The sequence below is a fragment of the Bradyrhizobium sp. JHI2711 genome, from assembly GCF_056156565.1.
In genome coordinates this window covers 1,778,716-1,795,344 of the sequence record NZ_JBPZPT010000001.1, presented here as the reverse complement: position 1 = coordinate 1,795,344, position 16,629 = coordinate 1,778,716, and the positions used below count along the sequence as shown (strand labels likewise).

The 16,629-nt window shown below is 64.0% G+C and carries 15 protein-coding genes; 1 reads left to right on the top strand and 14 read right to left on the bottom strand.

Annotated elements, in window-relative coordinates; genetic code table 11:
- Positions 1–114: 114 nt before the first annotated feature.
- The 14 genes from ACTEK7_RS08525 to ACTEK7_RS08460 form a co-directional block, all read right to left on the bottom strand.
- On the bottom strand, positions 115–1,488 hold the full coding sequence (locus tag ACTEK7_RS08525) for a cation-efflux pump (protein ID WP_128262575.1): 1,374 nt from the start codon (positions 1,486–1,488) through the stop codon (positions 115–117).
- Between the two features lie 208 nt (positions 1,489–1,696).
- Positions 1,697–2,668, bottom strand: coding sequence for a zinc-binding dehydrogenase (locus ACTEK7_RS08520; RefSeq protein ID WP_225145981.1), 972 nt, complete (start codon positions 2,666–2,668; stop codon positions 1,697–1,699).
- 25 nt (positions 2,669–2,693) lie between these two features.
- The gene (locus tag ACTEK7_RS08515; RefSeq protein ID WP_225145980.1) at positions 2,694–3,689 is read right to left on the bottom strand and encodes an NAD(P)H-dependent flavin oxidoreductase; all 996 of its coding nucleotides are present in this window, start codon (positions 3,687–3,689) and stop codon (positions 2,694–2,696) included.
- Positions 3,690–4,000: 311 nt separating this feature from the next.
- Positions 4,001–4,675, bottom strand: a complete 675-nt coding sequence (locus ACTEK7_RS08510; protein ID WP_057030076.1) for a hypothetical protein — start codon at positions 4,673–4,675, stop codon at positions 4,001–4,003.
- A gap of 54 nt (positions 4,676–4,729) precedes the next feature.
- Positions 4,730–4,927 carry a hypothetical protein gene (locus ACTEK7_RS08505; protein WP_198399686.1) on the bottom strand — a complete coding sequence of 66 codons (198 nt, stop codon included), beginning with the start codon at positions 4,925–4,927 and terminating at the stop codon, positions 4,730–4,732.
- A 564-nt stretch (positions 4,928–5,491) separates the two neighbouring features.
- A complete protein-coding gene (locus ACTEK7_RS08500) occupies positions 5,492–6,274 on the bottom strand; it encodes a fumarylacetoacetate hydrolase family protein (protein ID WP_225145979.1) in 783 nt (260 codons plus the stop codon).
- Positions 6,274–7,293: a 2-dehydropantoate 2-reductase gene (locus ACTEK7_RS08495; protein WP_225145978.1), complete on the bottom strand. Its 1,020-nt coding sequence runs from the start codon at positions 7,291–7,293 to the stop codon at positions 6,274–6,276. Before ACTEK7_RS08495 ends, ACTEK7_RS08500 begins: the two co-directional genes overlap by 1 nt.
- A gap of 180 nt (positions 7,294–7,473) precedes the next feature.
- Positions 7,474–7,902 carry a CBS domain-containing protein gene (locus tag ACTEK7_RS08490; RefSeq protein ID WP_036005729.1) on the bottom strand — a complete coding sequence of 143 codons (429 nt, stop codon included), beginning with the start codon at positions 7,900–7,902 and terminating at the stop codon, positions 7,474–7,476.
- A gap of 175 nt (positions 7,903–8,077) precedes the next feature.
- Positions 8,078–9,400, bottom strand: a complete 1,323-nt coding sequence (gene oxlT / locus ACTEK7_RS08485; RefSeq protein WP_225145977.1) for an oxalate/formate MFS antiporter — start codon at positions 9,398–9,400, stop codon at positions 8,078–8,080.
- A gap of 244 nt (positions 9,401–9,644) precedes the next feature.
- Positions 9,645–10,937 (bottom strand): oxalate/formate MFS antiporter, encoded by a 1,293-nt coding sequence (oxlT, locus tag ACTEK7_RS08480; RefSeq protein WP_036005723.1) that lies wholly within the window; start codon positions 10,935–10,937, stop codon positions 9,645–9,647.
- Positions 10,938–11,346: 409 nt separating this feature from the next.
- Positions 11,347–12,846, bottom strand: a complete 1,500-nt coding sequence (locus tag ACTEK7_RS08475) for a tripartite tricarboxylate transporter permease (protein WP_036005721.1) — start codon at positions 12,844–12,846, stop codon at positions 11,347–11,349.
- A gap of 42 nt (positions 12,847–12,888) precedes the next feature.
- Positions 12,889–13,386 (bottom strand): tripartite tricarboxylate transporter TctB family protein, encoded by a 498-nt coding sequence (locus tag ACTEK7_RS08470; protein WP_036005718.1) that lies wholly within the window; start codon positions 13,384–13,386, stop codon positions 12,889–12,891.
- 85 nt (positions 13,387–13,471) lie between these two features.
- Complete coding sequence (locus tag ACTEK7_RS08465; RefSeq protein ID WP_225145976.1) at positions 13,472–14,476, bottom strand: Bug family tripartite tricarboxylate transporter substrate binding protein; 1,005 nt, start codon at positions 14,474–14,476, stop codon at positions 13,472–13,474.
- Between the two features lie 469 nt (positions 14,477–14,945).
- Positions 14,946–15,083: a hypothetical protein gene (locus ACTEK7_RS08460; RefSeq protein WP_167361641.1), complete on the bottom strand. Its 138-nt coding sequence runs from the start codon at positions 15,081–15,083 to the stop codon at positions 14,946–14,948.
- Between the two features lie 263 nt (positions 15,084–15,346).
- On the opposite strand from ACTEK7_RS08460, the gene zigA reads away from it, so the two are divergent.
- On the top strand, positions 15,347–16,552 hold the full coding sequence (gene zigA / locus ACTEK7_RS08455) for a zinc metallochaperone GTPase ZigA (protein ID WP_225145975.1): 1,206 nt from the start codon (positions 15,347–15,349) through the stop codon (positions 16,550–16,552).
- Positions 16,553–16,629 lie beyond the last annotated feature (77 nt).

The following is a 16,629-nucleotide window of genomic DNA, read 5'->3' as shown; positions in this document are numbered from 1 at the left end:
ATCGTTAACGCGAAATTATTCTTATCCAACACGCAGTTTGTGCGTCGCGCGTCCGCAAAGGCACGGGTGCAGCGAGTCCGAAACGAGAACGTGTGACTCGTCGCGCATTCTTCATCACGCCCGCGGCGGCTCGGCGTGGCTGATGACGCGCTTCACGCTCGGGAACGCGCGCCGCAACGCACGCTCGATCGCGTCGACATGCTCGTGCACCTTGATCACGCTCATCGACGGTGTTGCGCGGCAGTGGAAGTTGACGATCTCGCCGGCGTCGGTGTTGCGGACCCGCACATTGTGGATGTCGTGGATCTCGCTGCCGGCGGCATATTCCGTCAGCGCGGCGGCGATGGTCCGCACCCGGTCCGGCGTGGCATCGACCCCGAACGGAAGTTCCGGTTCCAGCGGCTCGATGTGAACGTCGACCTCGACGTCCTCGCCGAACTCCTCCTGGATGTTGCGCTCCAGCGTGTTGGCGATGTCGTGCGCGGCCTCGAGCTGCATGTTGGCATCGACCTCGAGGTCGATGCTGACGATCAGCTTGACGCCGAGATCGTGCACCGTGACGTGGTGGACGGCGAGGGCGGAATTGCGCGCGATCACCATGATGCGGTCGCGCACGGTCTCGTTGTCGCGCGCGACGGGCACTGCGGCGAAGGTAAGGTCGGCATCGCCGAAAGCCTTGGCGACGGCGGCCTGCGCGTTGCGCTTGATGTCCTCGACCCGGTCGATCGGATAGGTCCGCGGCACCTTCGCGATAGTGTCGATGAACGTGGTCGCTCCGACCATGCGCACGCGCAAGCGTTCGACGTCGATCACGCCGGGCACGCTGCGGATCGCCGCTTTGGCCTTCTCCTGCGCGCCTTCGGGGGCGCGATCGACCAGCGTCTGCACGGTCGAGCCGGCCATGCGCAGGCCGAGCGCTGCGATCATCACGGCAACCGCTGCGGCCGCCGCGGTGTCACCCCACCAGAAGCCGAGCCCGGCCAGGATCAGGCCCACGATCACGGCGCAGGAGCCCATCACGTCCGAGGCGAAATGCAGCGCGTCGGCCGCCAAGGCCTGGCTTCTGGTCTCCCGCGCGGCACGGTGCAGGGCGCGGGCGCGCCAGAGATTGACGGCGATATCGATCACCAGCACCACGAACGGCACGGCCGAGATGGTCGGCGGCGGGGTTCCCTCGCGCAGCCGGCTATAGGCCTCAACCAGGATGCCCCCGGCCAGCACGTAGAGCAGGGCGGTGACGCCGAGCGCGGAGATGCTTTCCAGCTTGCCGTGGCCGTAATGGTGCTCCTCGTCGGCGGGCTTGTCGGACACCCGCACCACCGCCCAGGTGATGATGGTCGCAACCAGGTCGATTAGGGAATGCAGGGCTTCCGAGATCAGCGCCAGCGAGCCGATCGCGATCCCGACCGCGAACTTGGCCGCCGCCATGCCGCCGCTGGCGAAGATCGAGATGGCCGCGACCGAGGTTTTGTCATGCTGGGAGGTCATGGGCGGGGATTTAGCAGCCCCGTGTGGGACATCAAGCGATGATCCACAGGATGTAGTCGCTAGTGAGTTGCAGGAGCGGTCTACGCCTTGCTCCGGCCCCGTAGGGTGGGCAAAGGCGCGTTAGCGCCGTGCCCACCATTCGTCCGCGATGGATGCAGATCGTGGGCACGCTTCGCTTTGCCCACCCTACCGGGCCGCTGCCGGCGCCCTACGGCACCGTCACCACGATCTTCCCCAGATGCCTGTTCGCTTCCATGTGCTCGAACGCCTGGTCGATGTCGTCGAACGCGAACACCTTGTCGATCGGCAGTTGCAGCTTGCGCGATTCCACCGCGCCCCAGATGTCCCTGCGGACCTCGGCAAAGATCTCGCGGACCTCCTCGATGGTACGGCTGCGGAAGGTGACGCCGACATAGTCGATGCGGCGGGCCGCGTGCAGGTCGAAATTGAAGTCGGCATGGGTGCCGCCGAGGCGGCCGACATTGACGATGCGGCCCTTGATCTTCGTCGCGGCGAGGTTCTGGTTGGCGACCTTGCCCGAGACCTGGTCGACGATGAGGTCGACGCCTTCGCCGTTCGTCGCCTTCAGCGCCTCGTCGACCCATTTCGGATCGGAGCTGTCGACGGCGAGGTCGGCGCCATACTCCTTCAGCCGGCCGCGGCGATACGCGTCGGTGGACGAGCCGATCACCAGCTTCGCGCCCTTGAGCCGGGCGATCTGCATCGCCATCAGCCCGACGCCGGAGCTCGCGCCCTGCACCAGCACGCTCTGGCCAGCCTGCACCCCGCCGATCGTGACGACGGCGTTGTGCATGGTCGCGAGCGCGACGGGGAGGGTGGCGGCCTCCTCGAAATTCATGTTCGAGGGCGTGTGGAGCAGCCGGCCGTGATCGGCCAGCGTATACTCGGCGAACGCCGCGCCGCCCGATCCCATGATGCGGTCGCCGATCTTCACGCCCTTCGCATCGGGCCCGAGCTCGGCGACCTCGCCGGCCCATTCCATGCCCAGCACGGTGCCGACGCCGCCGGCCGCGCCATGGGCGTGGCCCTTGCGCATGCCGGTGTCGGCGCGGTTGAGGCCGCAGGCGCGAACGCGGACGAGCGCCTGCGTGCCTTTGGGCTTTGGTTGAGCGACGTCGGAAATCCTCGCGCCTTCAGGGCCGTAGACGTAGGCTTTCATGCAATACTCTCACGTCTTGCAGTGATTATTCCGCCGCTTCGCGTTGTGACTGAACGATCATCCCCTCGAGCCGGCTGCGAATGATCGCCTCCGCCTCGCGCACGATGCGGGAGACGAGCTCGGCACAGCTCGGGATGTCCTGGATCAGGCCCTGCACCTGGCCGGCCGACCAGATGCCTTCGTCGGAATTGCCGGTGGCATAGACCATCTTGCCGCGGGCACCGGCGACGAGCTCGCGGATGTCCTCGAACTTGGCGCCTTCCTTCTCCATCGCGACGACCTTGGTCGAGACCGCGTTCTTGGCCACGCGCGAGGTGTTGCGCATGGTGCGGAAGATCAGCTCGGTCTCGCGCTCGTCATTGGCGACGATCTTCTCCTTGATGAGCTGATGGATCGGGCTCTCCTTGGTGGCCATGAAACGGGTGCCCATGTTGATGCCCTCGGCTCCCAGCGCCAGCGCCGCGACCAGGCCGCGGCCATCGGCAAAGCCGCCCGAGGCGATCATCGGAATCTTGATCTTGTTGGCGGCGGCGGGAATCAGGATCAGGCCGGGCGTGTCGTCCTCGCCGGGATGGCCGGCGCATTCGAAGCCGTCGATCGAGATGGCGTCGACGCCCATCCGCTCGGCCGAGAGCGCGTGACGGACGCTGGTGCATTTGTGCACGACCTTGACGCCGTGCTTCCTGAACTCGTCGACATGCTCCTGCGGCTTGTTGCCGGCGGTCTCGACCACCTTGATGCCGCTCTCGATGATCGCGGCGCGGTATTCGGCATAGGGCGGCGGCTTGATCGCCGGCAGGATGGTGAGGTTGACGCCGAACGGCTTGTTCGTGAGGTCGCGGCAGCGCGCGATCTCCTTGGTCAGGTCCTCCGGCGTCGGCTGGGTCAGCGCGGTGATGAAGCCGAGCGCGCCGGCATTGGCGACGGCTGCGACCAGCTCGGCGCGTCCGACCCATTGCATGCCGCCCTGAACGATCGGGTGCTGGACGCCGACGAGCTTGGTGAACCGTGTCTGCAACATGATCTGTTTCCCCCGCGCCCCGCGTGGCGCTTTGTTCTCGGTTGATGGCGGCAGGATGCCGCTGGGGGTGGGAAAAGTCTATTGCGCCGCCCGGCGGGGCGACCATGCGGAAGGCGAGGAGATTCCGCGGGGCGGATAATTGGGGTGCGCTGCTGCCTGATGAGGGCAAGCTCTTTCCTCAAACTCCGCCGTCATACCCCGCGAAGGCGGGGTATCCAGTACGCCGCGACCTCTCGGCTCTACCCTCGCAGTCTCTGGAATACTGGATTGCCCGCCTCCGCGGGCAATGACACCGAGTATGGGGCGAAGAGCTACTTCGCCGACAACCGCACCATCTGCCGCCCGCCGTTCATTTCCTTGAGGCTGTTGACGAAGTTTTCCGGGCGCTGCCAGCGATGGGGGACCTTCAATCCCATGAACTCCGCGATGTCGCCGATGAAGCCGGTACAGTTTATGGTCTCGGCATTCCAGACCGGCGAGCTGGCCTGCAACTCCTTGATGTAGGCGAACACGCGCTTGGCGTCGGCTTCGTTGAGATAGACCCGATAGCTCGCGGTCAGATATTCCGGATCGAGATCGCCGTAGCTGGCGCCGGTCTCGGATGGCACAAAGGTAATGTGACCGAGCACGTAAGCGAGCGTATCGCCGGCCGGTGTCAGGCCCGCAACCTCGACGGCCTTCTCGCTGGTCTTGCCGTACCAGACGAACGCATGGCCCCAGCTCGCAGCCGTGCGGGCGCGGAAGTCGACGTAATAGGGGCCTTTCTCCGCACGCGCGACCGAGCGCCGCGTCGATTGCGGCTGTGGCCGCGGGGCGGTGTCGGTCGTAGCAAGCGCGTTCGCATCGGCAACGCGCCTGTCGGTCTGCTTGTCGGTCTGCTTGTCGGTCTCATGGGCCGAGGCCGAGGGCGTCGTGCATGAGAGCATAGCCGCAAGAGCGAAGCCCGCGAGGATGCAGGATCCCGATCGACCAGCTTTGTTCGTCACGCTATTCCCCCTCGACCATCGAGCGCAAATGTCTGACGCGTATTTCGCTGCGCGTCAGTAGCGCGCGGCGACCGGGCCCGGCGCCTTGCCGATCGGGGCCTTTCCAATCGGGCTCTTGCCGATCGGCATCTTGCCGATTGGCGCCTGCTCGCCCGGATAGGCTGGCACCGGCTGCCGGCGCGGCAGATCTGCAGCGTTTGCAGCCGTCGCAAAAGCAAGCGTGGCACCCAGAGCAAATACAATCTTCTTCACAGCGATACCCCTAGAAGGTTTGGTCCAAACACGGTCATGCCGTGCCCCCAGACACGCCTCCCAAAAGGGCGGCCGAATGCGTCCAAGTTGCGGCGCGCACGGGACATGTTGGCGGCATTGCTCGGGCGCGCGAAGATGTGATGTGTCTGGATGTTTCGGAGCGCGACCAACCCTGGTGCCGACAGGGGCCCGCTGGCTTACCGCAGAGCGCAGCACCGGGATTCCGTCAACGCCAGGCGCTGCGGAAGATGCGAGGTGGCGCCCACGTCCCTGTGCCGGCCCGCTTGCACCCAGGCCAGCCGCCAGCGCTAGGACGAAGCAACGTGCCCTGGGGCTATCGCTTCCCGAGCAAGTTCGACCGAATCCTATCGGCGAACCAGACCACGAAGATCGCGGCGAACGAGAGAGCGAAGTACAGCACGGTCCACAGCAGTGCGTTGCCGGCATTCGACATGTGCGTCCTCCCTTGCATCAGAAATCAATCTTTTGCCGGGGAGGGTAGCCTTGGCCGCGACGGCGGGTTTGCGCCAGATCAATTTTGCTGCTCTGCGGCGGCGAAAAAGTCTACAGCCGAAATTCGTTGGTGAGTTCGCCGATGCCGTCGATCGCGACGGTCACCGTGTTGACGGGCTCCTTCATCACGCCGACGCCGACCGAGGTGCCGACCGCGATGAGGTCGCCGGGCGAGAGGGTCATGTCGTGCGAGATCCTGCTCACCAGCTCCTGCGCGCTGAAGATCATGTCCGAGATCGGGTAGTTCTGCCGCTCCGCGCCGTTGAGGATGGTGCGAACCGTGAGTTTTGCCGGATCGAGACCGGTCGCGATCACAGGGCCGAACGGACCGTAATCGTCGATGCCCTTGGCGCGGGCCCATTGGGCGAAGGTGGGGTCGCGCGTCAGGATGTCGTTGGCGGTAATGTCGTTGACGCAGGTGTAGCCGAAGATGAAGCTGTCGGCCTCATCTGGCGAGACACGGGCGCAGGTCCTGCCGATGACAATGCCGAGCTCGCCCTCATAGGTGGTCTTGCCGTCGTAATAAGACGGGCGGCGGATCACGGCGCCAGGTGCGGCGATGCTGGTGGTGGCCTTGAGCAGGTACAGCGGCTCCGGCGGTTCGGTCTGGTTCAGTTTGGCCGCGAGCGCGTGGAAATTATTCCAGAGCGCGACGATCTTGCTGGGCACGCAGGGCGCAAGCAGCTCGACCTCCGAGAGCGCCAAAATCTTGCCCGTTGCGGCGTTGCGGCCGAACATGTCGCCCTCGTGCACGGTGATGCCGGAGGACGTCAGCGTGCCGAAGCCCGTCGTCCCGGCATGGCGGAAGCGCAGCCATTTGGTCACGCTCGTCATCACGCCACCGCCAGTGCGCGCGGATCAGCCGGTGTCGAGACGCCGTCATAGAGGCCGGCGATGCGGGCGCGCTGCGTCACCATGGCCAGCACCGAATCCAGCGCGGGCGTCGGAATACCGGTGAGCCGGCCCATCTCCTGCACCACGGTGACGAGCGGATCGATCTCCATCGGGCGGCCGCGCTCGAGATCCTGCAGCATCGAGGTCTTGTGCGCGCCAACCTTGCGCGCCCCCTCGATGCGGCGCTCGACGTCGACGCGGAACTTGACGCCGAAGGTCTCGGCGATGGCTTGCGTCTCTACCATGATCGCGCGCGACAGCGCGCGCGTGGCGGGATCGGTGCAGATCACGTCGAGCGTGGCGTGGGTCAGCGCACTGATCGGGTTGAAGCAGACATTGCCCCAGAGCTTCAGCCAGATCTCGTCGCGGATGCGGTCGAGCACGGGAGCCTTCAGGCCGGCGGCGGCGAAGAGATCGGCGAGGTGCTGCACGTCGGAGGTGATCTCGCCCGAGGGCTCGCCGAGCGGAAAGTTGTTGCCGTAGACGTGGCGGATCACGCCGGGCGCCTCGATCTCGGTGGCGGGATAGACGATGCAGCCGATGGCGCGCTCGGCCCCCAGCTCACGCCACTGCCGGCCGCCGGGATCGATGCTCTCCAGCGTCGAGTTCTCGTATTGGCCGCCGTGCTTGTAGAAGTACCAGTAGGGAACGCCGTTGACGGCGGTGACGATGCGGGTGTGAGGCCCGAGCAGCGGCTGCATCTTTTCGATCACGCCGGTGATCGAATGGGCCTTCAGCGTGATGATGATGAAGTCCTGCACGCCGAGTTCGGTGGGATCATCGGTGCAGCGCGGATGAACGGTGTGCTTTTCCTCGCCCGCGAGCAGCGTCAGGCCGCGCTCGCGCATGGCGGCAAGGTGCGCGCCGCGTGCGATCAGGCTGACGTCGGCGCCCGCGCGCCCGAGCTGAACCCCGAGATATCCGCCGATCGCGCCGGCGCCGTAGATGCAGATCTTCATGAAATCCTCGCGAGCAGAGACGGATTTTGGGACGAAAGATCCGGTCCGGCTCGGAAGGATCCGAGCCGGGGCCGGCAGTCGCAGGGGGAAGTTTTGCCGCTCTAAAGCGCGATGCGCTTTAGTCTATTGTTTGAGCATGATCTTGTCGGAAAACCGCTGCGCGCTTTTCCGGATCATGCTTTAAGCCGCCGCTTGCGGCGTGCCGTTGAGCGCCTCGTCCATCGCCGCGGCGATGTCGCGCATGCTGATGACGGAGACGAGGCTGTAATCGTCGATCACGGGCAGATGGCGGATATGATGACGGTTCATCAGATGCCGGACGTGCTCGATCGTGTCGGTGGAGGTGCAGGACACCAGCTGCTGCACCGAGACCAGCTGGGAGACTTTGACGTTGACGGCGCCCGCGCCGTGCTCGGCGACGGCGCGCACCACGTCGCGCTCGGTGAACATGCCGACCGCGGTGTTGCCCTCGGAGCGGACCACATCCTTGACCACCAGCGCGCTGATATTGTTGGCGCGCATCAGCTTGGCCGCGATCCCCACCGTTTCGTTCATACGCACCGTGACAACGCGCGGCGTCTTCTTGCGCAGAATGTCTCCGACCAGCATTGCAACCTCCCTGGGTGAGTGGTGAGGAAGTGTGGTATACATAATGCCAATCGTCAAGCGCTGGATTTGGCGGATCCGAAAAATCTTGCGACAGGCGTACTGACATTATCGCCGTGCCCCAAAAAGAAAGGGGCGCATCGCTGCGCCCCTCTGCAAGCCGGCAAGGTGCGGCGCCTTACGCCGTCTCGGTCTTGGCGGTTCCGCTTGCGGTCTCCGTGCGCTCGGCTTCCTGGCCGAGGATGAAGGCGCGGCGCAGCGGCTTGATCACGAGCAGCGCCATCAGCGCCGCCGTGGCGTTCAGCGCCACCGCCACCACGAATACGGCCTTCCAGCCATAGGCGGTCGAGATCACGCTCGCGAGCGGGACGAGCAGGGAAGCCGTGCCCTTCGCAGTGTAGAGCATGCCGTTGTTGGTGGTTGCGAACTTCGCACCGAAGGTGTCGCCGCAGGTTGCGGGGAACAGCGAATAGATCTCGCCGAACACGCCGAAATACACCGCGGTCGCCAGCACGAAAACGACAGGCACCCGGCCATAGGCCGAGAGCGTCAGCAGCATCAAGGCGGCGGTGCCGAAGGCGATGAACATGGTCGGCTCGCGGCCGATCGTGTCGGAGACCCAGCCGAAGAAGGGTCGCCCGAATCCGTCGAAGATGCGGTCGAGCGAGATCGCGAAGGTCAGCGCCGCCATCTGAAAGCCGGCGAGCGCCACCGGCGTGTCGGCAATCCCGAAGTCGTGCGCGATTGGGGCGATCTGCGCCGCAGTCATAAGCCCGCCGGAAGCGACCATGACGAAGACGAGATACATCGCCCAGAAAACAGGGCTGCGCAGCACTTGCGGCGGGGTGAAATCGATCCTGGTCTGCGGCAAATTGAGCTGCTTCTTCTTCGGCGGAATGGAGAGGCGCGGCGGCTGGATGAAGAAGGCGAGCACGAACACGACGAGGCCCTGGGCGATGCCGAAGGTGAGGAAGGCGTGCTGATAGCCGCTCGAGGCGATCATGCTCGCGATCGGCACGATGGTGATCGCGGCCCCTGCGCCGAAGCCGGCGGCGGTCGCGCCCGCCGCGAGGCCGCGGCGGTCGGGAAACCATTTCAGCGCGTTGCCGACGCAGGTGCCGTACACGGCACCCGCGCCCATGCCGCCGACGATCGCCGCCGCATAGAGCAGGGTGAGGCTGTCAGCGGAGGCGTTGAGGATCCAGGACAGTGCGATCATCACGCCGCCGAACATGATGACGATGCGCGGGCCGTATTTGTCGACGAACCAGGCCTCGACCGGCACCAGCCAGGTCTCGGTGACGACGAAGATGGTGAAGGCGAGCTGGATCGCAGTGCGCCCCCAGTGGTGGGCGGCATCGATTGGATCGACGAACAGCGTCCAGCCATATTGCAGATTGGCGATCATCGCCATGCAGACGATGCCCATGCCGAGCTGGAGCCAGCGGAAACCGGTGCGAAGCGGCGCGGCGGTGACGGCGCCGTCCGGGCTGGAAATCATCGAGAACCTCCCAGCGCCTGATTGTCCGTGACACAGGATCGCAAGACGACCTGGTGTCGCGAGTATTGTGGCTTATCGTCGCAGGCGCGACGCGGAGATTGGTATACGATATTCCAGATTGCAAGCCCTAACTTGTCACTTCTTGGTGGCTCCGCCCGCGCCCCGGCGAGGCGATGCGACGATCGCCAAAGAAAAACGCCCGGCCGTGAGGCCGGGCGTCGTGCTTGCTGAATTGTATCGCCGGTCAGATCGTCGATTTCGCGACCACGACCTTGCGCCAGGGCTTGAGCACCGCGATCGCCAGCACCGAAGCCAGGATGTTGGCGCCGGCCGCGATGATGAACACGCTGTCCCAGGTCCCCGATGTCTGCTGCATGTAGTTGGCGATCGGCACCAGCAGCGCGGCGGTGCCCTTCGCGGTGTAGAGCAGGCCGGCATTGGTGGTCGCGAACTTGGTGCCGAACGTGTCGGTGCAGGTCGAGGGGAATAGCGAGTAGATCTCACCCCAGGCGAAGAACACGAAGCCCGAGAGCAGCACGAACCAGACCGGATCGTGACCCCAGAGGTAGAGCATCCAGATGCCGAACCCTTCCATGCCGAAGGCGATGAACATCGTGTTCTCGCGGCCGATCATGTCGGAGATCCAGCCGAAGAACGGACGCGTCAGGCCGTTGAGCACGCGGTCGATCGTGGCCGCGAAGGTCACCGCCGTCATCGTCACCGCCATCAGCGTCACAGGGACGCTGTCGACCTTCCAGTCAACCGCGATCGGCTTCAGGTTCGCGGTGACCATCAGTCCACCCGCGCCGACGATCACGAACATGAAGTACATCAGCCAGAAGATCGGCTGGCGCAGCACTTCGGTCGGCTGATAGTTGCGCCGGGTCTGGATGATATTGGCATTCGCCACCACGTGCGGCACCTGGCCCGCTTTCGGCGCGAGCAGGAAGAAGGCGAGGAGGCAGATGATGATGCCTTGCCCGAGGCCGAAATAGAGGAAGGTGGTCTGGAATCCGCTGTCCTTGATCATGGCCTGGATCGGCGCCACGGTCAGCGCGGAGCCTGCCCCGAAGCCGGCCGCCGTGATGCCGGCCGCAAGACCGCGCTTGTCCGGAAACCATTTCAGCGCGTTGCCGACGCAGGTGCCGTAGACGCCGCCGGCGCCGATGCCTGCGATGATCATGCCGAGATAGTAGCCGTTCAGCGAGGTCGCCTGCGCGTTGATCGCCCAGCCGATAGCGCAGAGCACGCCGCCGACCAGCACCACGATGCGCGGGCCGTATTTGTCGACGAACCATCCTTCAACCGGCACCAGCCAGGTCTCGAACAACACGAAGAGCGTGAAGGCCCATTGGATCGAGGCACGATCCCAGCCGAACGTCTTCTGGATGTCGGGGACGAAGAACGTCCAGCCATATTGGTAGTTGGCGATCATCACCATCGCCGCCACACCGATCGCCAATTGCGCCCAGCGATAGGCATCGCTTACGCGCGCGGCACTCGGGGCCGCTGCTGCCGACTGCACCATGTCCGTCATCAAAAACCCTCCCAAACGCGCCCATCATTTTTATGCATGCGCTGGCGCGCACTCTGGTATGCAATATGCCAAGATTCAAGCGAGGACGGGAGGGTGCGGCGAAATAGCGCGGGCTTGTTCACATGCGCTATGAGCGCGGAAATGTAAAGCCCGATCGCGTCGGCGTGATGGCGGCGATTGCAGTTGATTGAAGCTAAGAGGCTGTTTTTACAGCGCTTTATCTCGGATCGGCGACGTCGCGGGGCGTTGTTGAAAGCCTATGCACTTGGCGTTCTTGCAGGCCTGCATTGGTCGCGTGCGCCGAGGCGCCGTCGGCGGGGGACGGCGCAATCTCTGGAATTCTATATTCCAGAAGTCTGGAGTGCGGCAATTTGGCGTCGGTACCGATGCGGATTGCGCAGATCCCGCCTCACGCCATCGACGTGCGCAGCCGGCTGTAGCCTTCCTGGATCGCGGACCAGAACAGGGCGACCAAGCCGAGCGCCATGATGGTGCTGACGAGGCCGTTGGAGAAGAACACCCCGAGCGATCCTTGCGAGCCCAGCAGCGATTGTCGGAAGGCTTCCTCGGCCTTGTCGCCGAGCACGATGGCGAGCACCAGCGGCGCGAGCGGGTAATTGCACTTCTTCAGGAGATAGCCGATCACGCCGAACACCAACATCAGCATCACGTCGAAGGTGCTGTTGTGCACCGAATAGGCGCCGATCGCGCAGAGCACCAGGATCAACGGCGCGATGATGCCGAAGGGTACGCGTAGGATCGCGGCGAAGATCGGCACGCAGGTGAGTACGACGATGAGCCCGACGAGATTGCCGAGATACATCGAGGCGATCAGGCCCCAGACGAATTCCTTCTGCTCGACGAACAGCATCGGGCCAGGCTGCAGGCCCCAGATCAAGAGGCCGCCGAGCAGCACGGCGGCGGTCGGCGAGCCCGGCACGCCGAGCGACAGCATCGGCAGCAGCGCCGCGGTGCCGGCGGCGTGTGCGGCCGTCTCCGGCGCGATCACGCCCTCGATCTCGCCCTTGCCGAAATTGTTGCCGCGTCGCGCCAGCCGCTTGGCGATGCCGTAGCTCATGAAGGAAGCAGGCGTCGCGCCGGCCGGGGTGACGCCCATCCAGCAGCCGATCAGGCAGGACCGCAGCGATGTCATCCAATAGGCGGGCAACTCGCGCCAGGTCTGGAGCACGACACGAAGGTTGATGCTGGCTTTGCCGCCGCGGAAGGCGAGCCCTTCCTCCATGGTCAGCAGGATCTCGCCGATGCCGAACAGGCCGATCACGGCGATCAGGAAGTCGAAGCCGTTGAGCAGTTCGGTGATGCCGAAGGTCAGCCGCAATTGTCCGGTGATCGAGTCCAGCCCGACCGCCGCGAGCGCAAAGCCGATCATCATTGCGGCGATGGTCTTGAACGGCGGCTCCTTGCTGAGGCCGACGAAGGAGCAGAAGGCGAGGAAATACACCGCGAACTTCTCCGCCGGCCCAAATCGAAGCGCAAAGCCCGCGACGAGCGGCGCAACCAGCGTGATCATGACGACGGCAAACAGCGCGCCGACGAAGGAGGAGGTAAAGGCCGCCGTCAGGGCCTCGCCGGGCTTGCCCTGCTGGGCCATCGGATAGCCGTCGAAGGTGGTCGCCACCGACCATGGCTCGCCAGGGATGTTGAACAGGATCGAGGTGATGGCTCCCCCGAACAATGCGCCCCAATAGATGCAGGACAGCATGATGATGGCCGATGTCGGCGGCATGCTGAAGGTCAGCGGAAGCAGGATCGCGACGCCGTTGGCGCCCCCGAGCCCCGGCAGCACGCCGATGAGGACGCCGAGCGTGATGCCGATCACCATCAGCATGATGTTGTAGGGCTGCAGGGCGACCGCGAAGCCGTGAAACAGATTGGCCAACTCTTCCATGTCAAAACGTCCTGCAGCAGCAATTGAATGGGTGGATGGGTCTCACAGGCCGAGCCATTCCTCGAGCGGCCCCTTGGGCAGAGGGACGAGGAACCAGCGCTCGAAAACGAGGTAAGTCACGACCGGCATGCCGACCGCCACCGCTGCGACGGTCAGCCAGCGATAGCCGCCGAGCCAGCGCATGAACCAGGCGATGAAGAGCATCGAGCCGACGTAAAGGCCGATGAACGGCATTGTGCCGACGTAGATGGCGGTCGGCACCACGACGCTCATGACCTGGCGCAGCTGCCCCCATTCGGCGAACAACCGTCCGTCGTCGTCGCGCTGCGCGTTCCAGACGTTGATCGCACTCGCCGCGACGATGGCCGCGCCGATATAGAACGGGAAAAATCCGGCGCGCGGCCCCTCCGGGCCCCAATTGATGCCGGCCTTGAGGCTGCCGAAGATCACGATGAGGCCGAACACGCCGATCAGCAGCCCCATGCCGATTTCCAGCGTCTTGTGGGCGGGGCCGGATTCGGCTCGGGATCGTTCAGTCATGAGGCCTCCAGGCGGAAATGCAGTCTTTCGCAGTCGCTGCCGGCGCGAGGACGCGCAGCATCCTCGGCCGTCATCGATGCCAGGCTCAATTCGATGCGAGGAAGCCGGCTTCCTTCATCAGGCTTTCGTGCCGCTTCTCCTCCGCCTCGATCCACTTGGCGTAATCGGCGCCGGTCAGGAAGGTCGTGTTGAAGGCGCCGCTCTTCATGAACTCCTGCCATTCCGGCGTGGCGCGCACCTTCTTGAACAGCTCGACGTAATATTCGACCTGGTCCTTCGTGGCCTTGGGCGACATGAAGATACCGCGCAGCATGAGATATTCCATCGCAAGGCCCTGCGACTTGCAGGTCGGAATGTCCTTCCAGGCCTTGCCGTCGGCGATCGGCTCGTCATAGGCCATCGGCTGGGCGTCGAACACGCAGAGCGGACGGAGCTTGCCGCCGCGCCATTGCGCGACCGCCTCGATCGGGTTGTTGACGGTCGAATCGACGTGGTTGCCGACGAGCTGCACCGCGACTTCGCCGCCGCCCTTGTAGGGAATGTAGGTGAACTTGGCGTCGATGGCCTTCTCGATCCCGACGGTGATGATCTGGTCTTCCTGCTTGGATCCAGTGCCGCCCATCTTGAACGTGCCGCTTGGTGCCTTCTTCGCGGCCTCGACATAGTCCTTGACGGAATTGTACGGCTTCTCGGCATTCACCCAAAGCACGAACTCGTCGAGCGCGAGCATCGCAACCGGAGTCAAATCCTTCCAGTTGAAGGGGATGCCCGTCGCCAGCGGCGTCGTGAACAGGTTCGACAGCGTGATGATGATCTTGTGCGGATTGTTCGCCGACGTCTTCACATCGAGGAAGCCTTCACCGCCTGCGCCACCGGCCTTGTTGATGACGACCAGCGGCTGCTTCATCAGATTGTGCTTGGTGACGATGCCCTGGATGGTGCGCGCCATCTGGTCGGCGCCGCCGCCTGTGCCCGCGGGCACGATGAACTCGACCGGACGGACCGGCTCCCAGGCGGCACGGCTAGCGGTGCTGCTCGCGCACGACATCACCATTGCCGCCAACGCGACATTCAGAACGAATGGCTTCATCTTGTTCACTCCCTGTCGAACCCTCAACGCAGCCGCTCTTTGTCGGCTTGCGTTAGCCCATCCCGAGTCACATGCCCCGGGATTACCCTTGCGGTCTAGCACCCATGGCAGTCCCGATAGAAACTGTATGAGCAGGGATAACGCGCGGCATCCGCATCTTTCGGCTAAGGCTTCGCCAAGGGCGCGGCAAAACTTGCCACTCGGCCTTCCGTCCTGCGTTACGCTTCCCCGTCCTTACACTTTTGAATCGTGCAACCATTCTTGTTTGAATGGATGGTATGCGAAATGCCAGTAGACAAACAACCGGAATCGTCGGTTGGCCTCGGCGGACTAATCGTCGCAGTTCCGCTCGCCTGCGAGGGAGGGCGCTGCCAAACAGAAATGGCCCCGACAAGCGGGGCCATTTGGTCAAACAACGTGTTTTTGGCTTCTGTGCCGTCGCCCGTTCGGTGCGGGAGCGAAGGCCTTCTTACAGGCCGAAACGCGGCAAGTCCCCGTTGCGATTGGAGATTTCGGCGCTCGCCAGCAGCAAGCCGTCGATCGCGGCCATCAGGCGGGCGAACAGCGAGGAGGAGGGCGCAAGAGCGACGGAAGCGGTCTTGGACATCGGAAATCCCTTTCTTGAGAACAGTCAGTCTTGCTGTCTCATTTCTCGGAACAATCTATGTATGCCAGATGCCAGCGTCCATGTTCTTGTTTGCATAGCAGCATTCTTTCTTCCGCATTGCGGCATAGGCGGCGAACCCTGGGCGGGCCGAGCGCCTTGACAGGGTCAGGTCGAAAAGAGAATGTAATGTTATAACATTACATAGTGAGATGCCGTGTCTCGTTGTCCTCGGCCCATCCCCCTCAAGAGGCTGTTCGATCTCCATGCCCAAACTCCCCGTCACCGTCTTGTCCGGCTTCCTCGGGGCTGGAAAGACCACTTTGCTGAATCACGTCCTGAACAATCGGCACGGCTTGAAAGTGGCGGTAATCGTGAACGACATGAGCGAGGTGAACATCGATGCGGACCTGGTCCGCGATGGTGGTGCCAACCTCTCGCGGACTGATGAGAAACTGGTGGAGATGACCAACGGTTGCATCTGCTGCACCCTGCGCGACGATCTCCTGAGGGAAGTACGTGCGCTCGCCGAAAGCGGGCGCTTCGATTATCTGCTGATCGAATCGACGGGCATTTCGGAGCCGCTCCCGGTCGCAGCGACGTTCGATTTCCGCTCGGAAGAGGGCGAAAGCCTCTCCGATATCGCCCACCTGGACACGATGGTGACGGTGGTCGACGCCGCCAACCTGCTGAAGGACTATTCCTCGACCGAGTTCCTCGGCGAGCGCGGCGAGGCGCTGGACGGCGACAAGCGGACGCTGGTCGATCTCCTCGTGGAGCAGATCGAGTTCGCCGACGTGATCGTCCTCAACAAGGTGGACGATGCCTCGCCGCAACAGCGCGAGGCGGCACGGCAGATCATCCGCTCGTTGAATCCCGAAGCCGACATCATCGAAGCCAATCACAGCCGCGTGCCGTTCGACCGCGTGCTCAACACCGGCCGGTTCGACTTCGAGAAGGCCCAGCAGCATCCGCTCTGGTACAAGGAGCTCTATGGTTTCGCCCACCACATGCCTGAAACGCAGGAATATGGCGTGAAGAACTTCGTCTACCGCGCCCGCCGCCCGTTCGATCCGGCGAAGTTCGACAAGTTCGTCAAGGCATCCTGGCCAGGCGTGATCCGGGCGAAGGGTCATTTCTGGCTGGCGACGAGGCCGCAATGGCTCGGCGAGATCAGCCAGGCGGGAGCGATCGTGAGGACCGAAGCGCTGGGGTTCTGGTGGGCGAGCGTTCCAAAGGAGCGGTGGCCGAACGATGAGGCCTGGCGCAAGCGGCTCGGCCAGTATTGGGACAAGCTGTACGGCGATCGTCGCCAGGAGATCGTGTTCATCGGCACCGGCATGGACGAGGCCGAGATCCGTGGCAGGCTGGACGCATGCCTTGTCCCTGATACGTCCACCATGGACATCGCCGCATGGTCCGCTCTCGCCGATCCGTTTCCGGCCTGGCGTCGAGGCGATCAGTCCAACTGATCGACGTGCCTGCCAGCCACGCGACGTGAGGTCCGCGCTCGACCATCTCGGACCAGGTCTTGCAAGGGGACGGTAAA